At 70.9% G+C, this 20228-nt stretch carries 21 protein-coding genes; 7 read left to right on the top strand and 14 right to left on the bottom strand.

Translation table 11 applies throughout. The annotated features are described in order from the left end of the window. Window positions 1–46 precede the first annotated feature (46 nt). From ABZ260_RS04685 to ABZ260_RS04675, 3 genes are all read right to left on the bottom strand, one after another. A complete protein-coding gene (locus ABZ260_RS04685; RefSeq protein ID WP_355613015.1) occupies window positions 47–1660 on the bottom strand; it encodes a protein kinase in 1614 nt (537 codons plus the stop codon). A gap of 35 nt (window positions 1661–1695) precedes the next feature. Continuing rightward, window positions 1696–2943 carry a serine/threonine-protein kinase gene (locus tag ABZ260_RS04680; RefSeq protein WP_355613013.1) on the bottom strand — a complete coding sequence of 416 codons (1248 nt, stop codon included), beginning with the start codon at window positions 2941–2943 and terminating at the stop codon, window positions 1696–1698. A 282-nt stretch (window positions 2944–3225) separates the two neighbouring features. Next, a complete protein-coding gene (locus ABZ260_RS04675; RefSeq protein WP_355613011.1) occupies window positions 3226–4878 on the bottom strand; it encodes a fumarate hydratase in 1653 nt (550 codons plus the stop codon). A gap of 251 nt (window positions 4879–5129) precedes the next feature. Here ABZ260_RS04675 and ABZ260_RS04670 point away from each other — a divergent pair, with 251 nt between their 5' ends. Then, on the top strand, window positions 5130–5477 hold the full coding sequence (locus ABZ260_RS04670) for a hypothetical protein (protein WP_355550688.1): 348 nt from the start codon (window positions 5130–5132) through the stop codon (window positions 5475–5477). On the opposite strand, the gene ABZ260_RS04665 is transcribed toward ABZ260_RS04670, so the two are convergent. Next, a complete protein-coding gene (locus ABZ260_RS04665) occupies window positions 5404–6333 on the bottom strand; it encodes a DMT family transporter (RefSeq protein ID WP_355613009.1) in 930 nt (309 codons plus the stop codon). The two genes, ABZ260_RS04670 and ABZ260_RS04665, sit on opposite strands and share 74 nt — an antisense overlap. 67 nt (window positions 6334–6400) lie before the next feature. Between ABZ260_RS04665 and ABZ260_RS04660 the strand changes: the two genes are divergently transcribed. Then, entirely contained in the window at window positions 6401–7942 is a 1542-nt protein-coding gene (locus ABZ260_RS04660; RefSeq protein WP_355613007.1) for a PLP-dependent aminotransferase family protein, read from the top strand. Here the strand turns inward: ABZ260_RS04660 and ABZ260_RS04655 are convergent. From ABZ260_RS04655 to ABZ260_RS04640, 4 genes are all read right to left on the bottom strand, one after another. Then, complete coding sequence (locus ABZ260_RS04655) at window positions 7895–9031, bottom strand: MFS transporter (RefSeq protein ID WP_355613005.1); 1137 nt, start codon at window positions 9029–9031, stop codon at window positions 7895–7897. The two genes, ABZ260_RS04660 and ABZ260_RS04655, sit on opposite strands and share 48 nt — an antisense overlap. Window positions 9032–9210: 179 nt before the next feature. Next, window positions 9211–9645 carry a WXG100 family type VII secretion target gene (locus ABZ260_RS04650; RefSeq protein WP_355613003.1) on the bottom strand — a complete coding sequence of 145 codons (435 nt, stop codon included), beginning with the start codon at window positions 9643–9645 and terminating at the stop codon, window positions 9211–9213. 21 nt (window positions 9646–9666) lie between these two features. Next, the gene (locus tag ABZ260_RS04645; RefSeq protein WP_355613001.1) at window positions 9667–10572 is read right to left on the bottom strand and encodes a hypothetical protein; all 906 of its coding nucleotides are present in this window, start codon (window positions 10570–10572) and stop codon (window positions 9667–9669) included. 55 nt (window positions 10573–10627) lie between these two features. Beyond that, window positions 10628–10990, bottom strand: coding sequence for a YbaB/EbfC family nucleoid-associated protein (locus ABZ260_RS04640; protein WP_355612999.1), 363 nt, complete (start codon window positions 10988–10990; stop codon window positions 10628–10630). A 301-nt stretch (window positions 10991–11291) separates the two neighbouring features. Here ABZ260_RS04640 and ABZ260_RS04635 point away from each other — a divergent pair, with 301 nt between their 5' ends. Then, window positions 11292–11897: a DUF1707 domain-containing protein gene (locus ABZ260_RS04635; RefSeq protein WP_355612997.1), complete on the top strand. Its 606-nt coding sequence runs from the start codon at window positions 11292–11294 to the stop codon at window positions 11895–11897. Window positions 11898–11965: 68 nt separating this feature from the next. Here ABZ260_RS04635 and glpX read toward each other — a convergent pair whose 3' ends face one another. Further along, complete coding sequence (gene glpX / locus ABZ260_RS04630; protein WP_355612995.1) at window positions 11966–13000, bottom strand: class II fructose-bisphosphatase; 1035 nt, start codon at window positions 12998–13000, stop codon at window positions 11966–11968. Between the two features lie 118 nt (window positions 13001–13118). On the opposite strand from glpX, the gene ABZ260_RS04625 reads away from it, so the two are divergent. Then, window positions 13119–13724 (top strand): TetR/AcrR family transcriptional regulator, encoded by a 606-nt coding sequence (locus tag ABZ260_RS04625; RefSeq protein WP_355612993.1) that lies wholly within the window; start codon window positions 13119–13121, stop codon window positions 13722–13724. Between the two features lie 38 nt (window positions 13725–13762). Then, the gene (locus ABZ260_RS04620; protein ID WP_355612991.1) at window positions 13763–14296 is read left to right on the top strand and encodes a DUF4245 domain-containing protein; all 534 of its coding nucleotides are present in this window, start codon (window positions 13763–13765) and stop codon (window positions 14294–14296) included. 78 nt (window positions 14297–14374) lie between these two features. Here the strand turns inward: ABZ260_RS04620 and ABZ260_RS04615 are convergent, their stop codons facing one another. The 3 genes from ABZ260_RS04615 to ABZ260_RS04605 all read right to left on the bottom strand — a co-directional run bounded on the left by ABZ260_RS04615 (window position 14375) and on the right by ABZ260_RS04605 (window position 16566). Further along, window positions 14375–14704 carry a hypothetical protein gene (locus ABZ260_RS04615; protein ID WP_355612989.1) on the bottom strand — a complete coding sequence of 110 codons (330 nt, stop codon included), beginning with the start codon at window positions 14702–14704 and terminating at the stop codon, window positions 14375–14377. Between the two features lie 447 nt (window positions 14705–15151). Beyond that, on the bottom strand, window positions 15152–15997 hold the full coding sequence (locus tag ABZ260_RS04610; RefSeq protein WP_355612987.1) for an SGNH/GDSL hydrolase family protein: 846 nt from the start codon (window positions 15995–15997) through the stop codon (window positions 15152–15154). Next, window positions 15994–16566 (bottom strand): TIGR03086 family metal-binding protein, encoded by a 573-nt coding sequence (locus tag ABZ260_RS04605; RefSeq protein WP_355612985.1) that lies wholly within the window; start codon window positions 16564–16566, stop codon window positions 15994–15996. Before ABZ260_RS04605 ends, ABZ260_RS04610 begins: the two co-directional genes overlap by 4 nt. Window positions 16567–16648: 82 nt before the next feature. Here ABZ260_RS04605 and ABZ260_RS04600 point away from each other — a divergent pair, with 82 nt between their 5' ends. Next, entirely contained in the window at window positions 16649–18067 is a 1419-nt protein-coding gene (locus tag ABZ260_RS04600) for a PLP-dependent aminotransferase family protein (RefSeq protein ID WP_355612983.1), read from the top strand. 127 nt (window positions 18068–18194) lie between these two features. Here the strand turns inward: ABZ260_RS04600 and ABZ260_RS04595 are convergent, their stop codons facing one another. Beyond that, on the bottom strand, window positions 18195–18425 hold the full coding sequence (locus ABZ260_RS04595) for an exodeoxyribonuclease VII small subunit (protein ID WP_355550717.1): 231 nt from the start codon (window positions 18423–18425) through the stop codon (window positions 18195–18197). A gap of 138 nt (window positions 18426–18563) precedes the next feature. Here ABZ260_RS04595 and ABZ260_RS04590 point away from each other — a divergent pair, with 138 nt between their 5' ends. Continuing rightward, window positions 18564–19034, top strand: a complete 471-nt coding sequence (locus tag ABZ260_RS04590; RefSeq protein WP_355612981.1) for a GNAT family N-acetyltransferase — start codon at window positions 18564–18566, stop codon at window positions 19032–19034. Here the strand turns inward: ABZ260_RS04590 and xseA are convergent. After that, a complete protein-coding gene (gene xseA / locus ABZ260_RS04585) occupies window positions 19012–20220 on the bottom strand; it encodes an exodeoxyribonuclease VII large subunit (RefSeq protein ID WP_355612979.1) in 1209 nt (402 codons plus the stop codon). The two genes, ABZ260_RS04590 and xseA, sit on opposite strands and share 23 nt — an antisense overlap. Window positions 20221–20228 lie beyond the last annotated feature (8 nt).

Genomic DNA, 20228 nt, shown 5'->3' with positions numbered 1-20228 from the left:
GGGAGGGAATCAAACCGGCGGGTGCGGGTCCTTACCGGGGGAGTCCTCAGGAGAAGGCGGCCACCACCAGGATCATGATCACTACCAGTGCGATCGCGGCCACGCCCATGAGGACGAGGATGCCGATCGGGGGCTTTTTCGAGGGGGCCTGCCGCTCCCCGGGGGCGCCGGGGGCGTGCCGGCCGTTCTGACCCGCGATCGCGAACAGGTCGGTGCCCAGGCCGGGAGAGCGGCCGAAGACGCCGTCGGAGGACTCGGGCCCCGGCGGGCGCCAAGGCTGCGAGGACATCGGGGCTCCCGGGCCGGCGGGCCGGTCGCCGGGGAGCGGGGCGTGCGGCGGGGCGGCGGGAGCTTCCGGGCGTCCGGCGACGGGCGCCCCGAACTCCGGATCGATCGGAGGGAAGCCGTGCGGCGGGGTGGCGGAGAGGTCAGGCTTTCCGCTGTCGGGGAATCCGTGCTCGTTCTCCTGCCGCCCGAAGGCGCCCGGGCCGCGACCGGTGGTCGCGGGTCCCCGGGCGACCGGAGTCCCGAGACCGGGAGGGCCCTGTCGCCCCGGGACCGGCCCGCCCGGCTCCGCGGGGGGCGGGCTGTCCGGGTAGGGCGAGGCCGTCGTACGGCCGGGGGCCGCGGCGGGGGGAGGGGAGGCGGGAGGTTCCGCGACGGGCGCCGTTCCGCCGGGGATGCGCAGGCCGCCCTTGGGGCGGATGACCACCATGGTGCGGTCGGCGTCGAAGCCGTCGGTGTCGTCCTCCTCCGCGTCCGGTGCGACGGGTGTCTCCGAGGCGGGAGGGGGCGGTGCGGGGGCGGGAGCGGCGGGGATGGAGTCCGCGAGGTGCGAGGGGGTGTCCGCCACGGCCCGGAGCATCGCGCCCGCCTGAGCGGCCGTCAGCCGCGCCGTGTGGTCCTTCTCCAGCAGCTGTTCGAGCACCGGGCGCAGTGGCCCCGCCTGGGTCGGCGGGTCGACCTGCTCGCTCATCAGCGCGGCCAGGGTCTCCGCCACCGAGGCCCGCTCGTAGGCCGGGCGGCCCTCGACCGCGAAGTACAGCGTGGCGCCGAGGGACCACAGGTCCGACTCGGGTCCGTTGTGCTCGCCGCGGGCCCGCTCGGGCGCCGTGTATCCGGGAGAGCCGATCACCATGCCGGTCTTGGTGAGGCTCGTGTCGCCCTCGGCCTTGGCGATGCCGAAGTCGGTGAGAACCACCCGGCCGTTCTCGGTGATCAGCACGTTGCCGGGCTTGACGTCGCGGTGCAGCACTCCCTGGGCGTGGGCCGCGCGGAGCGCCCCCAGCAGGTCGGCCCCGATCTCGGCGACCAGGCGGGGCGGGAGTGGCCCCTCCTCCTCGATCACCTGCTCCAGGGAGCGTGCCTGCACGAGTTCCATGATGATCCAGGGGCTGCCGTCCTCGACGATGGCGTCGTGGACCGTGGCCACCGAGGGGTGACTGATGCGGGCGGCCGTGCGACCCTCGCGGATCATCCGTTCCCGAAGTTCGGCGCGTTGCGCCTCGCTGAGGCCGGGCTCCTGACGGATCTCCTTGATCGCGACTTCACGGCCGAGGGAACGGTCACGGGCTTTCCACACTGTGCCCATCGTGCCCCGGCCGAGCGGCGCGATCAGCTCGTAACGGTCCGCGAGCACGCGCATCTGCTGTTCCGGCATGAGAAGAAGATAGCCATTCCACCTTGAGAAGCGCTTTACCCGCGCTTACGGAGTTCCCTCGGCCAGAGAAGACGCGGGAGCATCAACCTTATAAGGGGTGTCATAAAACGGACAAATGGGCGATAGCTCGGCGAAACCTCCGTCGGCTTTCTGTGCACGCCCTCGCCGGGGCGCCGGTGTACCCGAGGCTGGGGCACCGGTGCCGACATCGGTCCGGAGGGTGGCGGGGCCGACAGGGGAGACGAGGGCCGCGGCGCCGACGTCGGCGTCGGCACCGAGCCGAACCGGTGCAGCCCGCGGTGCTGGGAGCGACGGCTGAACGGCGGAACCGGGGTCCCGCCGGACCCGCCCACGGGCGGCCTGCCGTCGGGGCGCCTGGCGGGCCTGATGTCGGGCCTGACATCGGGCCGTGCGGACCTGACGTCGGGCCGGGCCGGAGGCATGGTGAAGGAATCCTCGACCAGCCCGCCGGCCGCCACCCGGGCGAGCATCAGCGAGGCCCGTCCGGTGTCGAGCCGGGAGTTCGGGTCGATCGTGAGGAGGCCCCGCAGCACCGGCGTCAGCGGGCCTGCCCGCTCCATGGGGATCGGCTCGCCACTGGTCAGCGCGGCGAGCGCGGCCGCGGCCGTACGGCGGCCGTGCAGGCCGCGGCCCTCGACGGCGGTGTAGAGGGTCGCGCCGAGTGACCACAGGTCGCCGGACGGGCTGGCCTTGGCGCCCAGCACGCGCTCGGGGGCGATGTATCCGGCCGAGCCCAGCACGATGCCCGCCTGGGTGATCGACACGTCGCCTTCCAGCGCGGCCAGGCCGAAGTCGGTGAGCACCGCCCGGTCGTCGGTCACCAGGACGTTGCTGGGCTTCACGTCGCGGTGGAGGATCCCCTTGGCGTGCACGGCGCGCAGCGCCCCCAGGACCTGACGGCCGATCTCCGCCACCTGGCGTGGCGGCAGCGGGCCGTGGTCCTGCAGGAGCTGCTCCAGCGATCTGGCACGGAGCAGCTCCATCACGATCCAGGGGCGCTCGTCCTCGGTGACGACGTCGAAGACCGTGATGACCGAGGGGTGGGCGACCATCGCGGTCGCCCGTCCCTCACGTTCGGTCCTGGCGCACAGCTCGGCGCGGAGATCCTCGTCGAGGATCAGGGGGAGGCGGACCTCCTTGACGGCCACCTCGCGGTTGAGCAACTCGTCATGTGCGCGCCAGACAGTGCCCATGCCACCGCGCCCAACCGGTTCTGACAGCCGGTAGCGCGCTGCAAGAAGGTATCCGGGCGGCGCACGCATGTGGTGCAGCTTACCGATTTGCGTAATGAGACCAGTAGAGACCGGGCCGAATCTTCTTGCCAACTTCGGTCAGATTTTCGCGCTCGTAACTGTTGAGAAACGCTGCGTGATATCTGGCAAATTGCCAAGGGGCCACAGCTTCTCCCGATAATCGGGACGTACGTTGCGATACTGCAGGTAATAACCATATTTCCGGCATCGAAGGCCGTCGGTGGGCGCCCGAGGTCGAGTTCGTCGACCTCGGGCGCCGGTACGACGGAGTCCGAGGAAGGCCGGTGGCGGTCAGCGACGGCCGATGCTCAGGACGGGCCCGGTCGTGTCCGTGAAGAAGTCCTCGCCCTTGTCGTCGACCACGATGAAGGCGGGGAAGTCCTCGACCTCGATCTTCCAGACGGCCTCCATGCCCAGCTCGGGATATTCCAGGACCTCCACCTTCTTGATGCAGTCCTGGGCGAGGCGGGCGGCGGGGCCGCCGATGGAGCCGAGGTAGAAGCCGCCGTGGGTTTTGCAGGCGTCGGTGACCTGCTTGGAGCGGTTGCCCTTGGCAAGCATGATCTTGGAGCCGCCGGCGGCCTGGAAGCGTTCGACGTAGGAGTCCATCCGGCCCGCGGTGGTCGGGCCGAAGGAGCCGGAGGCGTAGCCCTCGGGGGTCTTGGCGGGGCCGGCGTAGTAGACCGCGTGGTCCTTGAGGTACTGCGGCATCTCGCCGCCCGCGTCCAGGAGCTCGCCGATCTTGGCATGCGCGATGTCGCGGGCCACCACGAGCGGTCCGGTCAGCGACAGACGGGTCTTGACCGGGTACCTGGTCAGCTCGGTGAGGATCTCCTGCATCGGGCGGTTGAGGTCGATCTTCACCACGTCGTCCGACAGATGCTCGTCCGTGGTCTCGGGCAGGAACCTGGCCGGGTCGGTCTCCAGCCGCTCCAGGAAGACCCCCTCGGGGGTGATCTTCGCCAGGGCCTGGCGGTCGGCGCTGCAGGAGACCGCGATGGCGACGGGGCAGGAGGCGCCGTGCCGGGGGAGGCGGATGACGCGGACGTCGTGGCAGAAGTACTTGCCGCCGAACTGCGCGCCGATGCCGAGCTTCTGGGTGAGCTCGAAGACCTTGGCCTCCAGTTCGGTGTCCCGGAAGCCGTGACCTGCGGGGGAGCCTTCGGTGGGGATGGAGTCCAGGTAGCGGGCGCTGGCGTACTTGGCGGTCTTCAGGGCGAACTCGGCGGACGTGCCGCCGACGACGATCGCCAGGTGGTACGGCGGGCAGGCGGCGGTGCCGAGGGAGCGGATCTTCTCCTCCAGGAACTGGAGCATCCGCTTCTCGTTGAGCACGGCCTTCGTCTCCTGGTACAGGAACGACTTGTTGGCGCTGCCGCCGCCCTTGGCCATGAACAGCAGCTTGTACTCGTCGGGGTGGCCGAGCGGGTCCTCGGCGTAGAGCTCGATCTGCGCGGGGAGGTTGGAGCCGGTGTTCTTCTCCTCCCACATGGTGATGGGGGCCATCTGGGAGTAGCGCAGGTTCAGCCGGGTGTAGGCGTCGTAGACGCCGCGGGAGATGTGCTCGGCGTCGGCGCCGTCGGTGAGCACGTGGCGGCCGCGCTTGCCCATCACGATCGCGGTGCCGGTGTCCTGGCACATCGGAAGCACGCCGCCCGCCGAGATCGAGGCGTTCTTCAGCAGGTCGAGGGCGACGAAGCGGTCGTTCCCGCTCGACTCGGGGTCCTCGATGATCTTGCGGAGCTGGGCCAGGTGGGACGACCGCAGATAGTGGGAGATGTCGTGGACGGCGGTCTCGGTGAGCAGTCGCAGTGCCTCGGGCTCGACCTCCAGGAACCTGCGCCCCGCGGCCTCGACGACCCGCACCCCCTCGGTGGTGATCAGGCGGTACTCCGTCTCGTCCGGTCCCATGGGAAGCAGGTCGGTGTAGTCGAACTCGGGCATCGTCGTAGGTCCTCCGTGCGGGCGCCGTTTTCCTAGAGGGTACGGCCCTCGCGATCGTGCCCGACCTTCGCGGTCGGGCGGGAGGCGACTCTCCCCTTCTCCATCCGAGCACCAGGGGACAGATCGTATGAAAACCACATATTTGGGACAAGTATTAATGGCATATGCGTCTTTTGTTCACATATGTCCGAAGAAACGAGAGAAGCTAGAAGGGGGCCGGGCCGAGCGTCCGGTGGAGGTTGGGAGGCATCATGGACATCGGAAACACCATCATGACCGGTGACATCATCCTGCTGATCCTCGTGGCCGTCTTCGTGGTGGCCGGTCTCGCCATATCACTGATAGCCATCACGCTGACGAGCATCAAGGAGGGCAACGGGCGGACTCCCCAGTGGCCGGTGAGCTGGCCGGACTCTCAGCGGACCGTCCCCAGGCAGCGGATCAGCGCCGAGTCCGGACAGGCGATCCTGCCCCCGCACCAGGGGGCGGTGCCCCTGCAACGGGCCGACAAGCTCACCGAGCGGATCAGCCTGCCCCCGCAGGACGACGCGTCCTCGCAGGCGGTGAACCTGCCCCGGCAACGGGTGCACCCGCTCTGAGGCCGATGACGATGCCGGTGACCACGAGCGCCGCGCCGAGCAGGTCGGGCACCGAGGGCGCACCGAGGCCGAGGATCGCGCCGGTGACGATGGCGCCGACCGGGATCAGCCCGGCGAACAGTCCCGCGGTCCCCGGGCCGAGCCGGGGCAGGGCGTCGTACCAGAGGAAGAACGCCACGGCGGTCACGATCAGCGACTGGTAGCCGAGGCCCGCGATCTCGGGTGCGGTCGGCACCCGGATCATCGCGGTGCCGTCCGCGAGCAGGCCCGCGATGACCAGCAGTGGCACGGCCAGCGCCGCCGAATAGGCCGAGACGCGCACGGCGCCCAGCTTCGGCAGCAGCGGGATGGCCAGCATGGAGAAGCAGATCTCGCAGCCCAGCGCGCCCAGCGACCAGAGCAGTCCGGCCAGGTCACCGCTGCCCAGCCCGGTGGCCACCGTCGCTCCGGTGACGACGACCGCCGCCGACAGCAGGAGCCGGGGTGAGGGGCGCCCGCCGAGCAGGGCCAGTGCCAGCGGCACGGTGCCGAGGACGGTGCCGACCAGGGCCGGGCCGCCGTGCCGGGTGGCCTCGATCACGCACACATTGAAGATCACCAGCCCCGTCAGGGAGAGTGCCGCCAGCAGTGCCGTCTCACGAGGCGTGAGCCGCACGAACCGCAGCCCCGCCATCCGGGTGACCGCGAGAAGGACCGCGGCCGCCAGTAGGTAGCGCATGGCCTGGCCGCCGTAGACCGGATAGTCCCCGATCACCCCGGAGACCCCCGCCAGGGTTCCCACCAGGAACATCGCTCCCGCGGCCTCGCTCAGGCCGCGTAACTCCGGCCGGGAGGTGGTGCTGACATCCACGTTCATGTGCGGAATGCTAGGAAGCCAATGGCTCCCCTGTCGGGTCCAATGAAGCATCGAAACAGAGGACCAATTGGCCGATCTGCATCTCGTCGTCGACCGCGCGGCGGGCGGCGTCGCCGCCCAGATCGCCCGCGAGCTCCGCGAGGCGGTGCGGCGTGGACGCCTGGCGGCCGGGGTCCGGCTGCCCGCCAGCCGTGAGCTGGCCAGGGACCTCGGGCTCTCCCGGGGGGTGGTGGTCGAGGCGTACGAGCAACTCGTCGCCGAGGGCTTCCTGATCTCCAGGACCGGGGTGGGCACCACGGTGGCCCCGGCCGCCGGCCGCCCAGCGGCCCTTCCCGGTGGTCTTTCCGGTGGCCTTTCCCGGCCGCCGGACAGCGCGCCCTCGCCCGCCGATCCCGGGCCGACGAGCCCTGCGGAGGGCCGCGAGCCGTATCACGGGCGCCGCTCCACCGCGCCCGACCTGGGGGCGTTCCCCAGGGAGCGGTGGCTGGCCTCGATGAGGCGTACGCTCGCCACGCTGCCCGTCGAGGCCCTGGACTACGGCGACCCCGGCGGTGTCCCCGCGCTCCGCGAGGAACTGGCCGCCTACCTCGGGAGGGTCCGGGCGGCCGATGTGGTCCCGGACAACCTGGTGATCATGGGTGGGGTGGCTCAGGGGCTGAGCCTCACGGTCCGGGCGCTCGCGGGGAGGCTTCCCCGGGTCCGGGCGCGGTGCGACCTCGACTGGTTCGTCCAGCGGGTCGAGCACCCGGTGCCCTCCCCGGGCCGGATCCTGCTGGCGGTCGAGGATCCGGCCGGGGTGCGCCAGCTCCCGCTGCTCCGCGCGGCGGGAGCCGAACTGGTCGCCGTCCCGGTGGACGACGAGGGCATCGATGTCGGGGCACTGGCCGAGACCGGGGCGCGGGCGGTGATGCTCACTCCCGCGCACCAGTACCCGACGGGGGTCGTGCTCTCGCCCCGCCGCCGCGCCGAGCTGATCGAGTGGGCCGTCGCGACCGGCGCGATGATCCTGGAGGACGACTACGACGCGGAGTTCCGCTTCGACCGCGATCCGGTGGGCTGCCTGCAGGGGCTGGCCGCCGACCGGGTGGTCCTGGTCGGGAGCGTCAGCAAGTCGCTGGCCCCCGGGCTCCGCCTGGGCTGGGCGGTCGCTCCGCCCCGGATCGCCGAGTCGCTGCGGCTGGCCCGTGGTGAGCTGGACATGGGGTCGCCCGTCCTGGAGCAGTACGTCCTGGCCGACTTCGTGGCCACCGGCGACTACGACCGGCACCTGAGGAGGATGCGCCGGCAGTACCGCGCCCGCCGCGACGCCCTGGTGCTGGCCCTCGGCGAGCACCTTCCCGAGTTCACCGTGCGGGGCGTCTCCGCCGGGCTCAACCTGCTCGCCGAGCTGCCGTACGGCTGGGACGAGGCATCGGTGGTGGACAGGGCCGAGGAGTGCGGGCTGGCGGTCGAGCCGGTGGGGCCGATGCGGTACGCCCCCGGCCCGCCCGCGCTGTTGATGGGCTTCGCCCGCCTGCCCGGACACCGCGCGGACCAGGCGGTCCGCGCCCTCGCCAGTGCCCTAGGGGCGCGCGGCGAGCTCCGGTTCCGGCTGGAAACCCCTGGCTAGGAACACGATCAGGGCCACCAGGACCACGGCGGGTACGAACGCCACGCGGACGTTCACCGTGTCGTTGAGGGTGCCGACCACGGCGGCGCCGACCAGGAAGCCGACGTAGTTGAACATGTTGACCCGCGCGATCGCGGTCTCCGCCCCGGCGCCGAGGCGCCCGGCGGCCGAGAACGACTGCGGGGCGATGACGGACAGGCCGATGCCGATCAGGCCGAACGACACGACGGCCACCACGACGCCGGGTGCGACGACGACGCCCAGCGTGCCCACGGCCGCGATCACCGCGCCCGCGCGGACGACCGGCGCGGGTCCGTACCTGCGTACCGCGAGGTCACCGGGGACCCGCGCCAGGAGCATGGTCGCCTGGTAGACGAGGTAGGCGAACGGAACCAGCCAGCCGCTCGCCGCCAGCGCCTTCTCCATGTAGATCGTGCCGTAGTTGGAGACCGCCGCGTCCCCGACGTACAGGAACGCCATCGCCAGGCAGAGCGGGATGATCGGCCGCCACGGCACCCTGGCCGCCACCTGAGCGGCCTGCTCACCGGCCTTTTCTGCGTCCCGCCCGTAGAGGCGGGGGAGCATGACCACGGAGATCACCGCGCCGATCAGCACCGGGACGGAGAAGGACCAGCCCAGCTCGATGCCGAGCGCGCTGAAGGCGGAGTTGAATCCGGCGCCCAGCATCGAGCCGACACTCCACACGGCGTGGAAGCCGGTCAGCACGCTCATGCCGTACCGGCGCTCCACCGCGACCGCCTGCATGTTCATCGCCGCGTCCACCGCGCCGACGAACAGGCCGAACGCGGCGCTGAGCGCGTACAGCCCGGCGAGCTGCCCGTTCCAGCCGGACAGCGCCACGATGACGCAGACGCCGACCTGGGAGACGCGCAGGATCGGGGCACTGCCGTACCGGCTCGCCAGCGGGCCCGCGATCGCGCTGCCGGCACCGGCGATCACCGGCACGAGCAGCAGGACCAGGGTGAGGTCGCCGTCGCTGAGCCCGAACTTGTGCTGGAGGTCGATCACATGGGTGAGCAGGGTGGCGAAGCAGAGGCCTTGGACGAAGAAGGCCGCCCAGGTCGCCACGCGCGCCTGTCTGTCACGCGGGAGGGGCACGACGACCTCCGGAGAACATGAGGGGGGTTCAAGTTCTCGTCAGGTTAGGTGTGCCGCCCCCGGCGGTCAATGCCCCGCGGCGCCCGGGCTCCGCAGTCCCGCGCCGTCGTCCCGACACCCACCGTGGACGTCGCGTTCGTCTCGCGTCATCACCGGTCGCCGGCGTCGTTCGGCTCCCCCCATACCGGGCGGCTCACATCGGGAGCGGGGAGGGCGGAAAGGATCGCGGTGACGCCGGCCCAGTCGGCGGTCTTGACCGTGTCGTTCATGAGGCGGATGAGTGCGGGGATGTCCTCGTGGGCTTGCAGCAGCGCGTCCGTCCCCCGCATGACCTGGCTGGAGACGGTCTCGTACCCCGTGCCGCCGCCCTGTCCCTTGAAGAACTGCCTCCCCTCGGGGCCGCCGCCCCAGAAGTCTCCGATGTCGTTCAGCTCCGCGGCCGCCTGCCTGACGATGTCGGCGAGCTCCTCTTTCTCGGTGTCGAAGGCGTTCGCGACGGACCTGAGGTGGTCTGAGGAGATCTCCAGGGGCGGGCGGGAGCCGCCGATGGGCGCCGTGGGTTCCCGCGGGTCCGGTACGGACATCCGGTGTCACTTTCCGCGAGGTCAGCCCGCTGGTTTGTGAGCCATCGTGAAATAGAGCAGGGTCCTGCCCAAGGTCTCCTTCAAGGTGGGGATGAGCTCCGTGCCGCTCTGCCCGTTCAGGAGGTCGTAGGTGGGGCCGTAGCCGATCGAGCCTCCGGCCATCCTGGACAGGAACGCCTGCACATCGGCGTTTTTGCTGATCGCCTGAACGCCAGGCCTGGCCGCGTCGAACACGCCGTAGAAGACGACCGAGGCGGCGAATTCCTTCAACGCCTGTTTCGCGTTGTCGCCGAGCGAACCCGGGTCCTCGCCCCGCAGGGCGCGGACACCGGCCACCACGGCGACGTCCCCCACCGCGAAGAACGTGCTGCCGATCGTGTACTCCGTGAGTTTGGTCAGCACGATCTTCGCGATGGCGTGTTCGAGCAGCTTGGCGAGGAGTTTCGCCTGTGCCCGCCGGATGAGGAACTGCGTTAACTGATAGGCCGCTCCGGCCTGCCAGGGAAAGGTGGTGAGGAAGACGAAGCTGGCGAGATTGGCCAGGGCCGCCGTGTAGTACGCGTGCTGCGCCGTCTCGATGAGTTCGGCGTACTCGTCGCATGCCTCGCTGTTCTGCCTGCAGGCGAGGGCGAGCCGGCCGGGGAAGCTCGCCGTCTGGGGGTGTGTGTAGAGGCCGGAGACGACGGCCTGTTTGAACGCCTCCACGCCCTCGCCTCCGTTCCGCTTCCACATCGCCTCGGCGAACGGGTAGGTGTTGTCCGGGTTCTTCGCGAACCGGTCGGCGAGCCGTGCCCACACGTCGCGGGCCTGGCGAGCGCCGGCCGGGTCACCGTCCGGATATTCGACCGCGAGCATCGTGAAGACGAAGCCCGCGATGCCCAGCACTCCGGTGCCGTATATCGAGGCGCGTCCGGGATTGATGTTCAACGAAGGACAACCGGGAGGCTCGCGGCCGTCACGTGGGGAGAGGGCCGTACCACGCTCATCGCCTGTCCTGAGGCGGCAGGACGGTTTCGAGCGGGGTGCCGGTGATGAACGGGTCCACCAGTCGTCTCATCTGGTCCCCGGCGTCGCGGGCCGCCTCGTCGGCCGCCTGGAGGATGGCCTCCGCCAGCTCGCCGGAGCCCAGTCGCATGGCACGGGGGTCGATCGTGAGGCTGGTGAGTGCGCCCGTCAGCGATGTCTCGGCGGTGACGCGCCCTTGCGCCGCCTCGCCTCGGCCGCGGACCTCGGAGACGCCTTTTTGAAGCTCCTCAAGCCCGGTGACCTCGTCGTGGAACCGCCCCAGCAGTCTGTCGAGCTCTTCGTCGCCGTTCCGGCCGAGCATTTCCATGGGTGATCTCATAGCGCTCCTGAACGTCGGGCAGTCGAGTGCCTGGAGTGACCGAACGGGTGACGTGGCGAGGCGGCCCGCCGGGGGCTCCGGCTCTCGCCCGCCCAATGTAGATCACGAAAACGATATTTAGCAATTTAACCGGTAGGTAAAGCGGGTTTTCTGGCCGGGTTCCGCGACGAGGCATGGCTCCACCGGTTCGCCGGAGATGCTCCGGGGGCCGCGCAGGCCGGGGGCGAGGGGCGGGCTCGTCCGGGACGGCCGGGCGGTGCGGGGGCGCTCAGGGCGGCCCCGCAGGGATTAGGGTCGGGGGGTGGAGAGTCCCCGCCCGCCCGCGAACCGCCGTCACAACCGTGAACCTGCTCCCGCCGACCTGAGAGCCGGAGACGCCGATCGAGAGAGGGTGGCCGCCGTACTGGGCGACGCGCTCGCCGACGGACGTCTCGGCCACGACGAGTACGACGAGCGCGCCGAGGCGCTCTACCGTGCCCGCACGCTGGGAGAGCTCTCCGCACTCACCGCCGACCTGCTCCCGCCCGAGGCACAGCCGCTCCGCACCGACGTCGGCCCGGTGACGGCCCTGTTCGGCTCCCAGGAGCGCAGCGGCCGCTGGGTCGTGCCGACCAGCTTCTCCGCCACCGCGATCTGCGCCAACGTCAAGCTCGACCTGTGCGAGGCGCTGCTCCAGTCCAGCCGGGTGACCCTGCAGGTCACCGTGGTGGGCGGCACCCTCACCCTGATCGTCCCCGAGGGCGTGCGGATCGAGATGCCCGCCTCGTCCTTCATGGGGGGCAAGAAGAACCAGGTCCCCCCGGGCGCGCCCGACGGCCCGGTCATCGAGATCACCGGCGTCGTCACGCTCGGGAACATCGTGGCCAAGTCCCCTAAACGTCCTCGCCGACCCTGGTTCCGCCGCTGAGGTCACCTCCGGCTCCGGTTCCGATGCCGTTCCGGGATGCCGGACGACACCGGTTCCAGTGCCGGCCCTCAGCTGGCGTTGTCGAAGTTGATCGCGCTGTACGCCCGCAGCTTCCAGAGCTGGTGCTCGCTCTCGATCTTCCGGATCGTCCCGGAACGGCCGCGCATGACCAGGGAGTTGGTGACGGCCCGCCCCGCGCGGTAGCGGACGCCCTGCATCAGCTCGCCGTCGGTGATCCCGGTGGCGGCGAAGAACACGTCGTCGGACCTGACCAGGTCGTCGGTGCTCAGCGTGGCGTCGAGGTCGAGGCCCGCGTCCAGCGCCCGGCGGCGCTCGGCGTCGTCCTGCGGCCAGAGCCTGCCCTGGATGACGCCGCCCAGGCACTTGAGCGCGCACGCGGCGATGATGCCCTCCGGCGTGCCGCCGATGCCGAGCATCAGGTCGACACCGGTGCCCACCCGGGCCGCCATGATCGCACCGGCCACGTCGCCGTCGGTGATGAGCCTGATCCGGGCGCCGGTCTCCCGGATCTCCCGGATGATCTTTTCGTGGCGGGGCCGGTCGAGGATGACCACGGTCACGTCCGAGGGCTCGCCGCCCTTGGCGCGGGCCACCGCGGCGATGTTGTCGGCCACCGGCGCGTTGATGTCCACGGACGAGGCGGCCTCGGGGCCGGTGACCAGCTTGTCCATGTAGAAGACGGCGGACGGGTCGTACATCGAGCCGCGCTCGCTGACCGCGATCACCGAGATCCCGTTGGGCATGCCGAGCGCGGTGAGCCGGGTGCCGTCGATCGGGTCGACGGCCACGTCGCACGCCGCGCCGCTGCCGTCACCCACCTGCTCGCCGTTGTAGAGCATCGGCGCGTTGTCCTTCTCACCCTCGCCGATCACCACCACGCCGCGCATCGACACCGTGTTGATCAACTGGCGCATCGCGTTCACCGCGGCGCCGTCGGCGCCGTTCTTGTCACCCCGCCCGACCCAGCGGGCCGCGGCCATCGCGGCCGCCTCCGTGACGCGGACCAACTCCAGGGCGAGGTTGCGATCAGGGGCGTGCTCGCCCGTGGCGAGGGCGGCAGGAACGGACGTCTGATCGGACATCTGATCGGGCATCTGATCGGGCATCTGATCGGGCATGGTGGGAAACCCCTCTCGTGGTTAATGCAACGATCGTAGTTGGCGCCCCTCTGACCGGTCGGCGGAGGATAATGTGCCCACCATGAGCAGCGACGCAGAACGGCTGGTGAGAGGCGTGGGCGCGCGGACCTCCGAGCGGGGTGCCGCCACGCGCGCCGCGTTGCTGTCCGCCGCCAGGGAGATTTTCGTCACAAGCGGATTCGCCGAGGCCGGGGTCACCGACGTGGTCGCCCGAGCGGGAGCGAGTGTCGGAAGTCTTTACCATCATTTTTCCGGCAAGGCCGACCTCTACCTCACGCTCTTCGACGAGTTCCAGGCCCGGCAGACCCAGCGGACCAAGCAGGCGGTCGGTGAGGCCAGGGCGGCGGGCGAGAGCGATCCGATGCGGCTGTTCATCGCCGGGGCCCGCGCCTACCTGGAGGGTTGCCTGGCGGAGCGGGAGATCTCCGCGCTGTTCCTGCGTGGTGACGGGCCGCCGGGGTTCGAGGTCATCGTGCGCGACCGGCTCCGGCAGTGGGCCAAGCGCAACGCCGCCCTGTTCGAGGGGGACGAGGGAGCGCTGGTCGTGGTCCTCACCGGGGCGCTCGCCGCCGCGGTCTCCGAGGTCGCCCTGTCCGACGACGAGGACGCCTCACGGGCGCTCGTCGAGGACGTGCTGGCCATCATCGCCCAGATCCGCCGCCCCTGAGGGCGGACCACCTCCCTGAACAGATAGTGTCGACAGTCGTGCGAAGGTTCACTCAGGGCTTCTACGGCTATGTGGTCGCGATGGCGGTCTGCCTGGCCGCCGTCGGTCTGTTCCTGCTGGTCACACCGCAGAGCAGGACCGAGCACATCCCCAGGGTCGACTACTCGATCGCGCTGGCCGACCTGCGCCGTACGGCGCCCTTCCAGATGTGGGCCCCCGAGCCCGTCGCCGCCGGATGGGTCCCGAACAGCTCCCGGAGCACCCGGGAGAACGGCGCCACCACCTGGAAGCTCGGCTTCGCCACCGCCAAGCGCTTCCACGCGATGCTCGCCCAGAGCGACGAGAAGCCCGCGGCCGAGTTCGCCAACAGGCTCTCCAACACCTCCACGGTCACCGGGACCGTCCAGATCGACGGCGTGACCTGGGAGCAGCGGGTCCGCGAGGACAAGAACCAGCGCTCCCTCGTACGGGTCCTGCCCGACGTCACGATCGTCGTCACCGGCACCGCCCCCTGGGACGAGCTGTCCGCCCTGGCGGGCTCCCTCAAGCAGCAGCCGAGGAACGACTCCTAGCCGAGTGGTTCCGAAGTGATCAGCGGGCGGCCCAGGCGCCGGGGATCGCCGCCGTGACCGGCCACGTGCCGTCTGCGTTCATACCGTGCTCGATGACTCGGCTGCGCGGCGCCTTGTCGAGTTCTTGATGTTTCCCTCCTCGGTCGGGACGGACCTGCTCGGGATGACGCCGAGGCTTGGTGCCTCGACGTTCTCGATCGTCTCAGCGCGCCCAGCCGCTCCAGGAGAGGTCGGCCGCTCGGTCGCCAGCTGAGCGAGAGCGAGCAGCAGGAGTTCGCTGCTGGACCAGTCGGCGCGGTCGCCGCGGCCCAGTTCCACGACGTGCCGCATGACCTCATCGGGGGCAAAGCCCAGCGCGGCGGCGATGTGTTTGGCAGCTTGCAGAAGTTCATGGTCTCGGGCCGCCATGAGGTGGTCCTACCCTTCGGTGCAGATCTGGCCGGCTTCGAACTGGGCGGTTCGACATCGGTCAGGGAACATCAAGGGTGTCCGATGCCAGGTCAGCGACGACTGCGATGTGGTCTGAGGGCCATGCTCCGCCGACGGGAGCATCGCCGGCGCATTGCACGGAGCAGACACGACCAAGTCCATCAAACGCCCGTGCCTCCTTCCCGTCCAGACTCTCCCGATGGGAAGCGACACCGACGACAAGCCCGGCGAACGCCCTGCCGGCAATCCACAACTCTCGTGAACAGCCGGTTTCGTGAGGTTCGCCACCGCGGCGCCGGCCGCTTCCACCGAGCAGGCCGGCGCGGACGGCTACGGCCCACCGCGAGCCCAGGCCGCGCTCGCGATGGCCGTGCCGGCACTCACCGCCTTCCTGCATGAACCCGATGGCCAGAGGTCGAGACCGTCCTACTCGCCGGGGAGCCCTTCGCCGGGTCGGCCGGCCGGGCCGAGGCCCGCTGGGGTCCGCCGGCCCAGACCGGTCACAAGGTCGCCCTGCTCACCGGCACGATCCCGCACGTGTTCGAACCCGCCCGTCAGGACGGGGCGTTTGGGAAGGATCCCGTCGCCTGAGGAGCGGCCCGTCAGGCGGCGGCGCAGCCAGGGGGTGAGGTATGTCGCCGCCCAGCGGAGATCGGCGAGCAACGCCGTTCTGCTCCGGGGCAGGTCGGCAGGGGGAGGGGTGGCGGCGCGGCCGAGAGTGGCCAGGACATGGTCGGCGACCCGGCGGTGGCCCAGCGGGTTGAGGTGCAGGCGATCCTCGCTCCACAGCTCGTGACCGTCGAACGCCCGGTCGCCGAACAGGTCGACCAGGTAGGTCCCGCGCCGCTCGGCCACCTCCGTGACCAGGTCGTTCATCGCGATGATGCGGGGCCGCAGCACCCGGGGCAGTGGGAGTCGCACGCTCATGTCGGGAAACCGGAAGAGCACCACGTCCGCGCCCGACGCGCGCAGACGGCCGACCACCCGGTCGAAGCGGTCGTGCATCGCGGCCACGTCGAAGCCGCGCCGCAGCGCGTCGTTGCCGCCCGCGGCGACGCTGATGAGCGATGGGCTCATCGCGACCGCCGCCTCTACCTGCTCTGCGGCGACATCGTCGAACCTGCGCCCCCGGACGGCCAGGTTCGCGTAGCCGAAACCCGGCGAGCTGAGATCCGCCGCCACGAGATCCGCCCACCCGCGGAACGTGCCGTCGGGAAGCGGGTCGCCGACCCCTTCGGTGAAACTGTCGCCGAGCGCGACGAAGCTCGTCACGGGGTCCACTGCGGGTCACGTCCAAGGTGGGCGGCCAGCCGCTGATAGACCGATGCGCTGTCAGGGACCTCGACCAGGTGGCCGAACGCCTGCCCCGGTCCACGGCTCAGCGGCATTCGGAGCACCATCTCCAGCGCGGCCTCCGCCAGATCCGGGGCCAGGTCGCCGGGCAGGCCGAGAGCGCGGGCTGCGTCCCAGCCGTGCACGACGCCATCGATGAAGTGCATGGAGACGGCGAACGCGCCGGGGAAGACACCGAACTCGCGCACCTCCACCTGCCGTTCGAGCATGCCCTCAGCGGCGAAAGCCTCTGTCACCAGTTCGACGGACCGCTGGAAGTCCTCGTGGGGATCCGCACCGAGCACGCCGCTGTCCCACACCGAACGGTCGGGGGGAGTGCCGCTCGCGGCGGCGGCGAAGCCGAGATTTTCGCAGACCTGGTGGCGGATCAGCCCGTGCAGGGTCCAGTCGGCGCACGGTGTGGGCCGCCTGAGATCCTCAGGAGTGACAGCGGCGACGACCTTCCCCAACGCGTCGCTCGCCCGCCGGTCGAGTTCGAGAATGTCCATGCGGCTCACCCTAGGAGCGGGAGCGGCCCTACCTCAGTGCCAAAAACGGCCAAACTGATTGGGCCACTCTAGACTTGCCCTCGTGCACGTGAGCTTGGAAGGGCGCACCGACCTGGCCGGCCAGATCTACCAGCAGATCCGCACCGCCGTGCTCGACGGGCGGCTACGGCACGGTGAGCCGTTGCCCGCCACCCGCGAACTGGCCCGGGAGCTCGTGGTCTCGCGGAACACCGTGAGCGCCGCCTACGACCGGTTGGCCGCCGAGGGCTTCGTCGAAGGCCGGATCGGCGCCGGCACTTTCGTCTGCGCCGACGCCCTGCCGCCTCCGAGTCCCCGGATGGGCCACGGCCGGCTTCGGCCGCGCGCCGTCTGGCAGGGGATCTCCACGCCGCGCGGCCTGGATTGGCGGCCCCGCTACGACTTCCGTCCCGGCCTGCCCGACGTTCGGATGTTCCCCTACGAGGCGTGGCGCCGGCTGGTCTCCCGGGAACTGCGGAGCTCGGCCGTGGGCAGTGGCATGTACGGCGACCCGCTCGGCCACGCCGGGCTGCGCGCGGCCATCGCCAGGCACGTGGGCGTCTCCCGCGCCGTGCTCGCCGATCCCGGCGCCATCGTCGTCACCTCGGGCGCGCAGCAGGCGCTCGACCTGATCGGCCGGGTGCTGCTCGAACCCGGTGACCGGGTGGTTGTCGAGGATCCCGGCTACCCGCCGCCGAGGCGGCTGTTCGAGTCGATGGGCCTGCGGGTCACGCCGGTCCCCGTCGATGGCGAGGGCCTGGTGGTGGACGCGCTGCCCGCCGACACCCGCGCGGTCTACGTCACGCCCTCTCACCAGTTCCCGTTGGGTATGCCGATGTCGCTGGCTCGCCGGATGGCGCTGCTCGCCTGGGCAGAGGGTCGCGGGGCCGCCGTGATCGAGGACGACTACGACAGCGAGTTCAAGTACGGCGGGCGGCCCATCGAGCCGCTGCAGAATCTGGACAGGTCCGGCCGGGTGCTCTACGTCGGCTCGTTCTCCAAGGTCATGCTGCCGACGCTGCGGCTCGGCTTCCTCGTCGCGCCGCCCGCGCTGCTGCCGGCCCTCAGCGCGGCCAAGTACGTCACCGACTGGCACACCTCGCTCCCCGGCCAGGCGGCACTGGCCGGCTTCATCGACGAGGGACTGCTGGCCCGGCACGTCCGCAGGATGCGAACCGAGTACGAGGCCCGTCATCGGCGTGTCGTCCAGCGCCTGGCCGGTCCGCTCGACCTGGTGGCATCCGCCGCCGGGCTGCACACCAGCGGCTTCCTGCCGACCGGCCACCACGGCATCGCCCACCGCGCCCGCGCCGCCGGGATCGGCCTGATGCCCCTGTCCGACTTCGCGGTACGCCCGACCCGTCCGGGCCTGGTCATCGGCTACGGCGCCATCCCGCTGGACCAGATCGACGACGGGCTCACCCGGCTCCTCTCGATCATGGACACCGAGGAGTCACGAGTTCGCGCCGGTACCCGCAGGTAGGCATACGGTCGGCGTCGAACGGCCGCGCCGGGGTCATCGGTCGGCTGGGCGCCGTTGAAGAGGACCGTGGGGACCTGGATGCCGTCGGAACCACTCGGCCGGCGTCAGCCGGTCGCCGAGGGCGGGCCTAGAAGGGCGTCTCTCCGGCCGGGTCGGAGTGCCGCCGCTGGGCCATGGCGGCCGCGAGCTTCACCCGGGCACCCTGGAGCCACTCCTCGCAGACCGCGGCCAGCATCTCGCCGCGCTCCCAGAGCTCGATCGACTGTTCCAGGGTGAGCCCGCCCGCCTCAAGGCTGCGGACCACCTCGGTCAGCTCCTCGCGCGCCTGCTCGTACGACGGTCTCTTCTCATCGGCCACGCACCCCACCTTAGATCGTGACGCCCACCCGGTGACGCCGTGCCGTACCGGGAGTCGTGGCGCCTCCCCGCGACGGCGTGATCGGCAAGGCACCTCCCCGGTCGCTTCGCAGGGGAGTACGGCTGGAAGAATGCCCAGGTGAACGTTCGTGACGCGACCACCAGGGACATCCCCGAGCTGGTGCGCCTCCGTGAGATCCTGGCCGACCGGATGGCAAGGGACGGCAACCTTCCCATCGAGGAGGAGTGGCAGCAGGCCTACGCAGAGAGCCTCGAAGAGCGGCTGGGCAGCCTCGACACCGCCGTCTACGTGGTGGACTCCCCGGAAAAGGGGCTGGCGGCCTGCGGGATCGGCCTCATCTTCGACCGCTTTCCCGGCCCCAGCCTTCCCGACGGCCGCTACGGCTACATCCAGGGCATGACCACCGACCCGCGCCACCGGCGCAGGGGGCATGGCCGGGCCATCATGGGGGCCCTCCTGGACTGGTACCGCGACAGCGGGATCCGCAGGGTCGACCTGCACGCCACCTCGGACGCCGAGTCGCTCTACCGGCGGCTGGGGTTCGTCGACGACGGCTACCCCTCGCTCACCTGGCGGGATCACTCCTGACCCGCACCCGGTCGTCGGGGAAGCGCACGGTGAGCTCGTCGCCGGGGGAGACCTCGCTCGCGAGCCGTACGACATCGCCCGAGGGGCGCTGCACGATCGCGTAGCCGCGCTCCAGCGTGGCGGCCGGAGAGAGCGAGACCAGGCGGGCGCGCAGGTGCTCCAGCGAATCGGCGGCGCGGTCCAGGGAACCGGTGAGGGAACGTCGTGCCCGGTCCCTGAGCTGCTCGGCCTGCTCGGCCCTGCGCTCGATCTCACGCACCGGGTCCGCGAGGGAGGGGCGGGAGCGGGCCGCGGACAGCCAGGCCGTCTCGCGGTCCAGCCAGCCGCCCACCACCCTGCGGCCCCGGTCCCTGAGCTGACGGATCAGCGTCATCTGCTCGCCGACGTCCGGCACCACCTTCTTCGCCGCGTCCGTGGGCGTGGACGCGCGCACGTCGGCGACCAGGTCGAGCAGCGGGTTGTCCTGCTCGTGGCCGATCGCGCTGACCACGGGCGTGCGGCAGGCCGCGACCGCCCGGACGAGCGCCTCGTCGGAGAAGGGCAGCAGGTCCTCCATCGACCCGCCGCCCCGCGCGACCACGATGACGTCGACCTCGGTGTCGGCGTCGAACTTGCGCAGCGCCTCGATGACCTCACCGACCGCGTACGGCCCCTGCACGGCCACCGGCTCGACCTTGAACCGCACCGCCGGCCAGCGGCGCCGCGAGTTCTCCAGCACGTCGCGCTCGGCGGCCGAGTCCCGGCCGCAGATCAGGCCGACCGTGCCCGGCAGGAACGGCAGCCGCCGTTTCCTGTCGACGCCGAAGAGCCCCTCGGAGGCGAGCAACCGGCGCAACCGCTCCAGCCGCGCCAGCAGCTCGCCCACCCCGACCGGCCGCATCTCCAGCGCGGTGAACGCGAACGAGCCCTTGTTGACCCAGAAATCGGGCTTCAGGTGGGCCACGATCCTCGCGCCGTCGACCGGCCGGGGGACGGTCGCCTCGTAGACACCACGCGGGCAGGTGATCCGGGCCGACACGTTGGCCACCGGGTCACGCAACGTCAGGAACACCGTGCCGCCTCGGGCGGTCAGCTCGGTGATCTGTCCCTCGACCCAGACGGTGCCGAGCTTGCCGATCCAGCCGCCGACCATCTGCAACACCGTGCGAACCGGGAGGGGCTGCTCAGGGGTGGTGTTCGAGCTCATGGCCGGGA

This window comes from Streptosporangium sp. NPDC006013, assembly GCF_040614275.1.
Classification (GTDB): Bacteria; Actinomycetota; Actinomycetes; order Streptosporangiales; family Streptosporangiaceae; genus Streptosporangium.
This window is presented reverse-complemented; position numbering and strand designations above follow the sequence as displayed.

What these genes read in the sequence shown, in the direction of transcription:
- ABZ260_RS04675 (WP_355613011.1), bottom strand. Translation starts at nt 4,878, where the DNA reads ATGCCCGAGTTCGACTACACCGACCTGCTTCCCATGGGACCGGACGAG.
- ABZ260_RS04680 (WP_355613013.1), bottom strand. Translation starts at nt 2,943, where the DNA reads ATGCGTGCGCCGCCCGGATACCTTCTTGCAGCGCGCTACCGGCTGTCA.
- ABZ260_RS04665 (WP_355613009.1), bottom strand. Translation starts at nt 6,333, where the DNA reads ATGAACGTGGATGTCAGCACCACCTCCCGGCCGGAGTTACGCGGCCTG.
- ABZ260_RS04625 (WP_355612993.1), top strand. Translation starts at nt 13,119, where the DNA reads ATGAGCAGCGACGCAGAACGGCTGGTGAGAGGCGTGGGCGCGCGGACC.
- ABZ260_RS04615 (WP_355612989.1), bottom strand. Translation starts at nt 14,704, where the DNA reads ATGGCGGCCCGAGACCATGAACTTCTGCAAGCTGCCAAACACATCGCC.
- glpX (WP_355612995.1), bottom strand. Translation starts at nt 13,000, where the DNA reads ATGTCCGATCAGACGTCCGTTCCTGCCGCCCTCGCCACGGGCGAGCAC.
- ABZ260_RS04670 (WP_355550688.1), top strand. Translation starts at nt 5,130, where the DNA reads ATGGACATCGGAAACACCATCATGACCGGTGACATCATCCTGCTGATC.
- ABZ260_RS04650 (WP_355613003.1), bottom strand. Translation starts at nt 9,645, where the DNA reads ATGTCCGTACCGGACCCGCGGGAACCCACGGCGCCCATCGGCGGCTCC.
- xseA (WP_355612979.1), bottom strand. Translation starts at nt 20,220, where the DNA reads ATGAGCTCGAACACCACCCCTGAGCAGCCCCTCCCGGTTCGCACGGTG.
- ABZ260_RS04640 (WP_355612999.1), bottom strand. Translation starts at nt 10,990, where the DNA reads ATGAGATCACCCATGGAAATGCTCGGCCGGAACGGCGACGAAGAGCTC.
- ABZ260_RS04685 (WP_355613015.1), bottom strand. Translation starts at nt 1,660, where the DNA reads ATGCCGGAACAGCAGATGCGCGTGCTCGCGGACCGTTACGAGCTGATC.
- ABZ260_RS04605 (WP_355612985.1), bottom strand. Translation starts at nt 16,566, where the DNA reads ATGGACATTCTCGAACTCGACCGGCGGGCGAGCGACGCGTTGGGGAAG.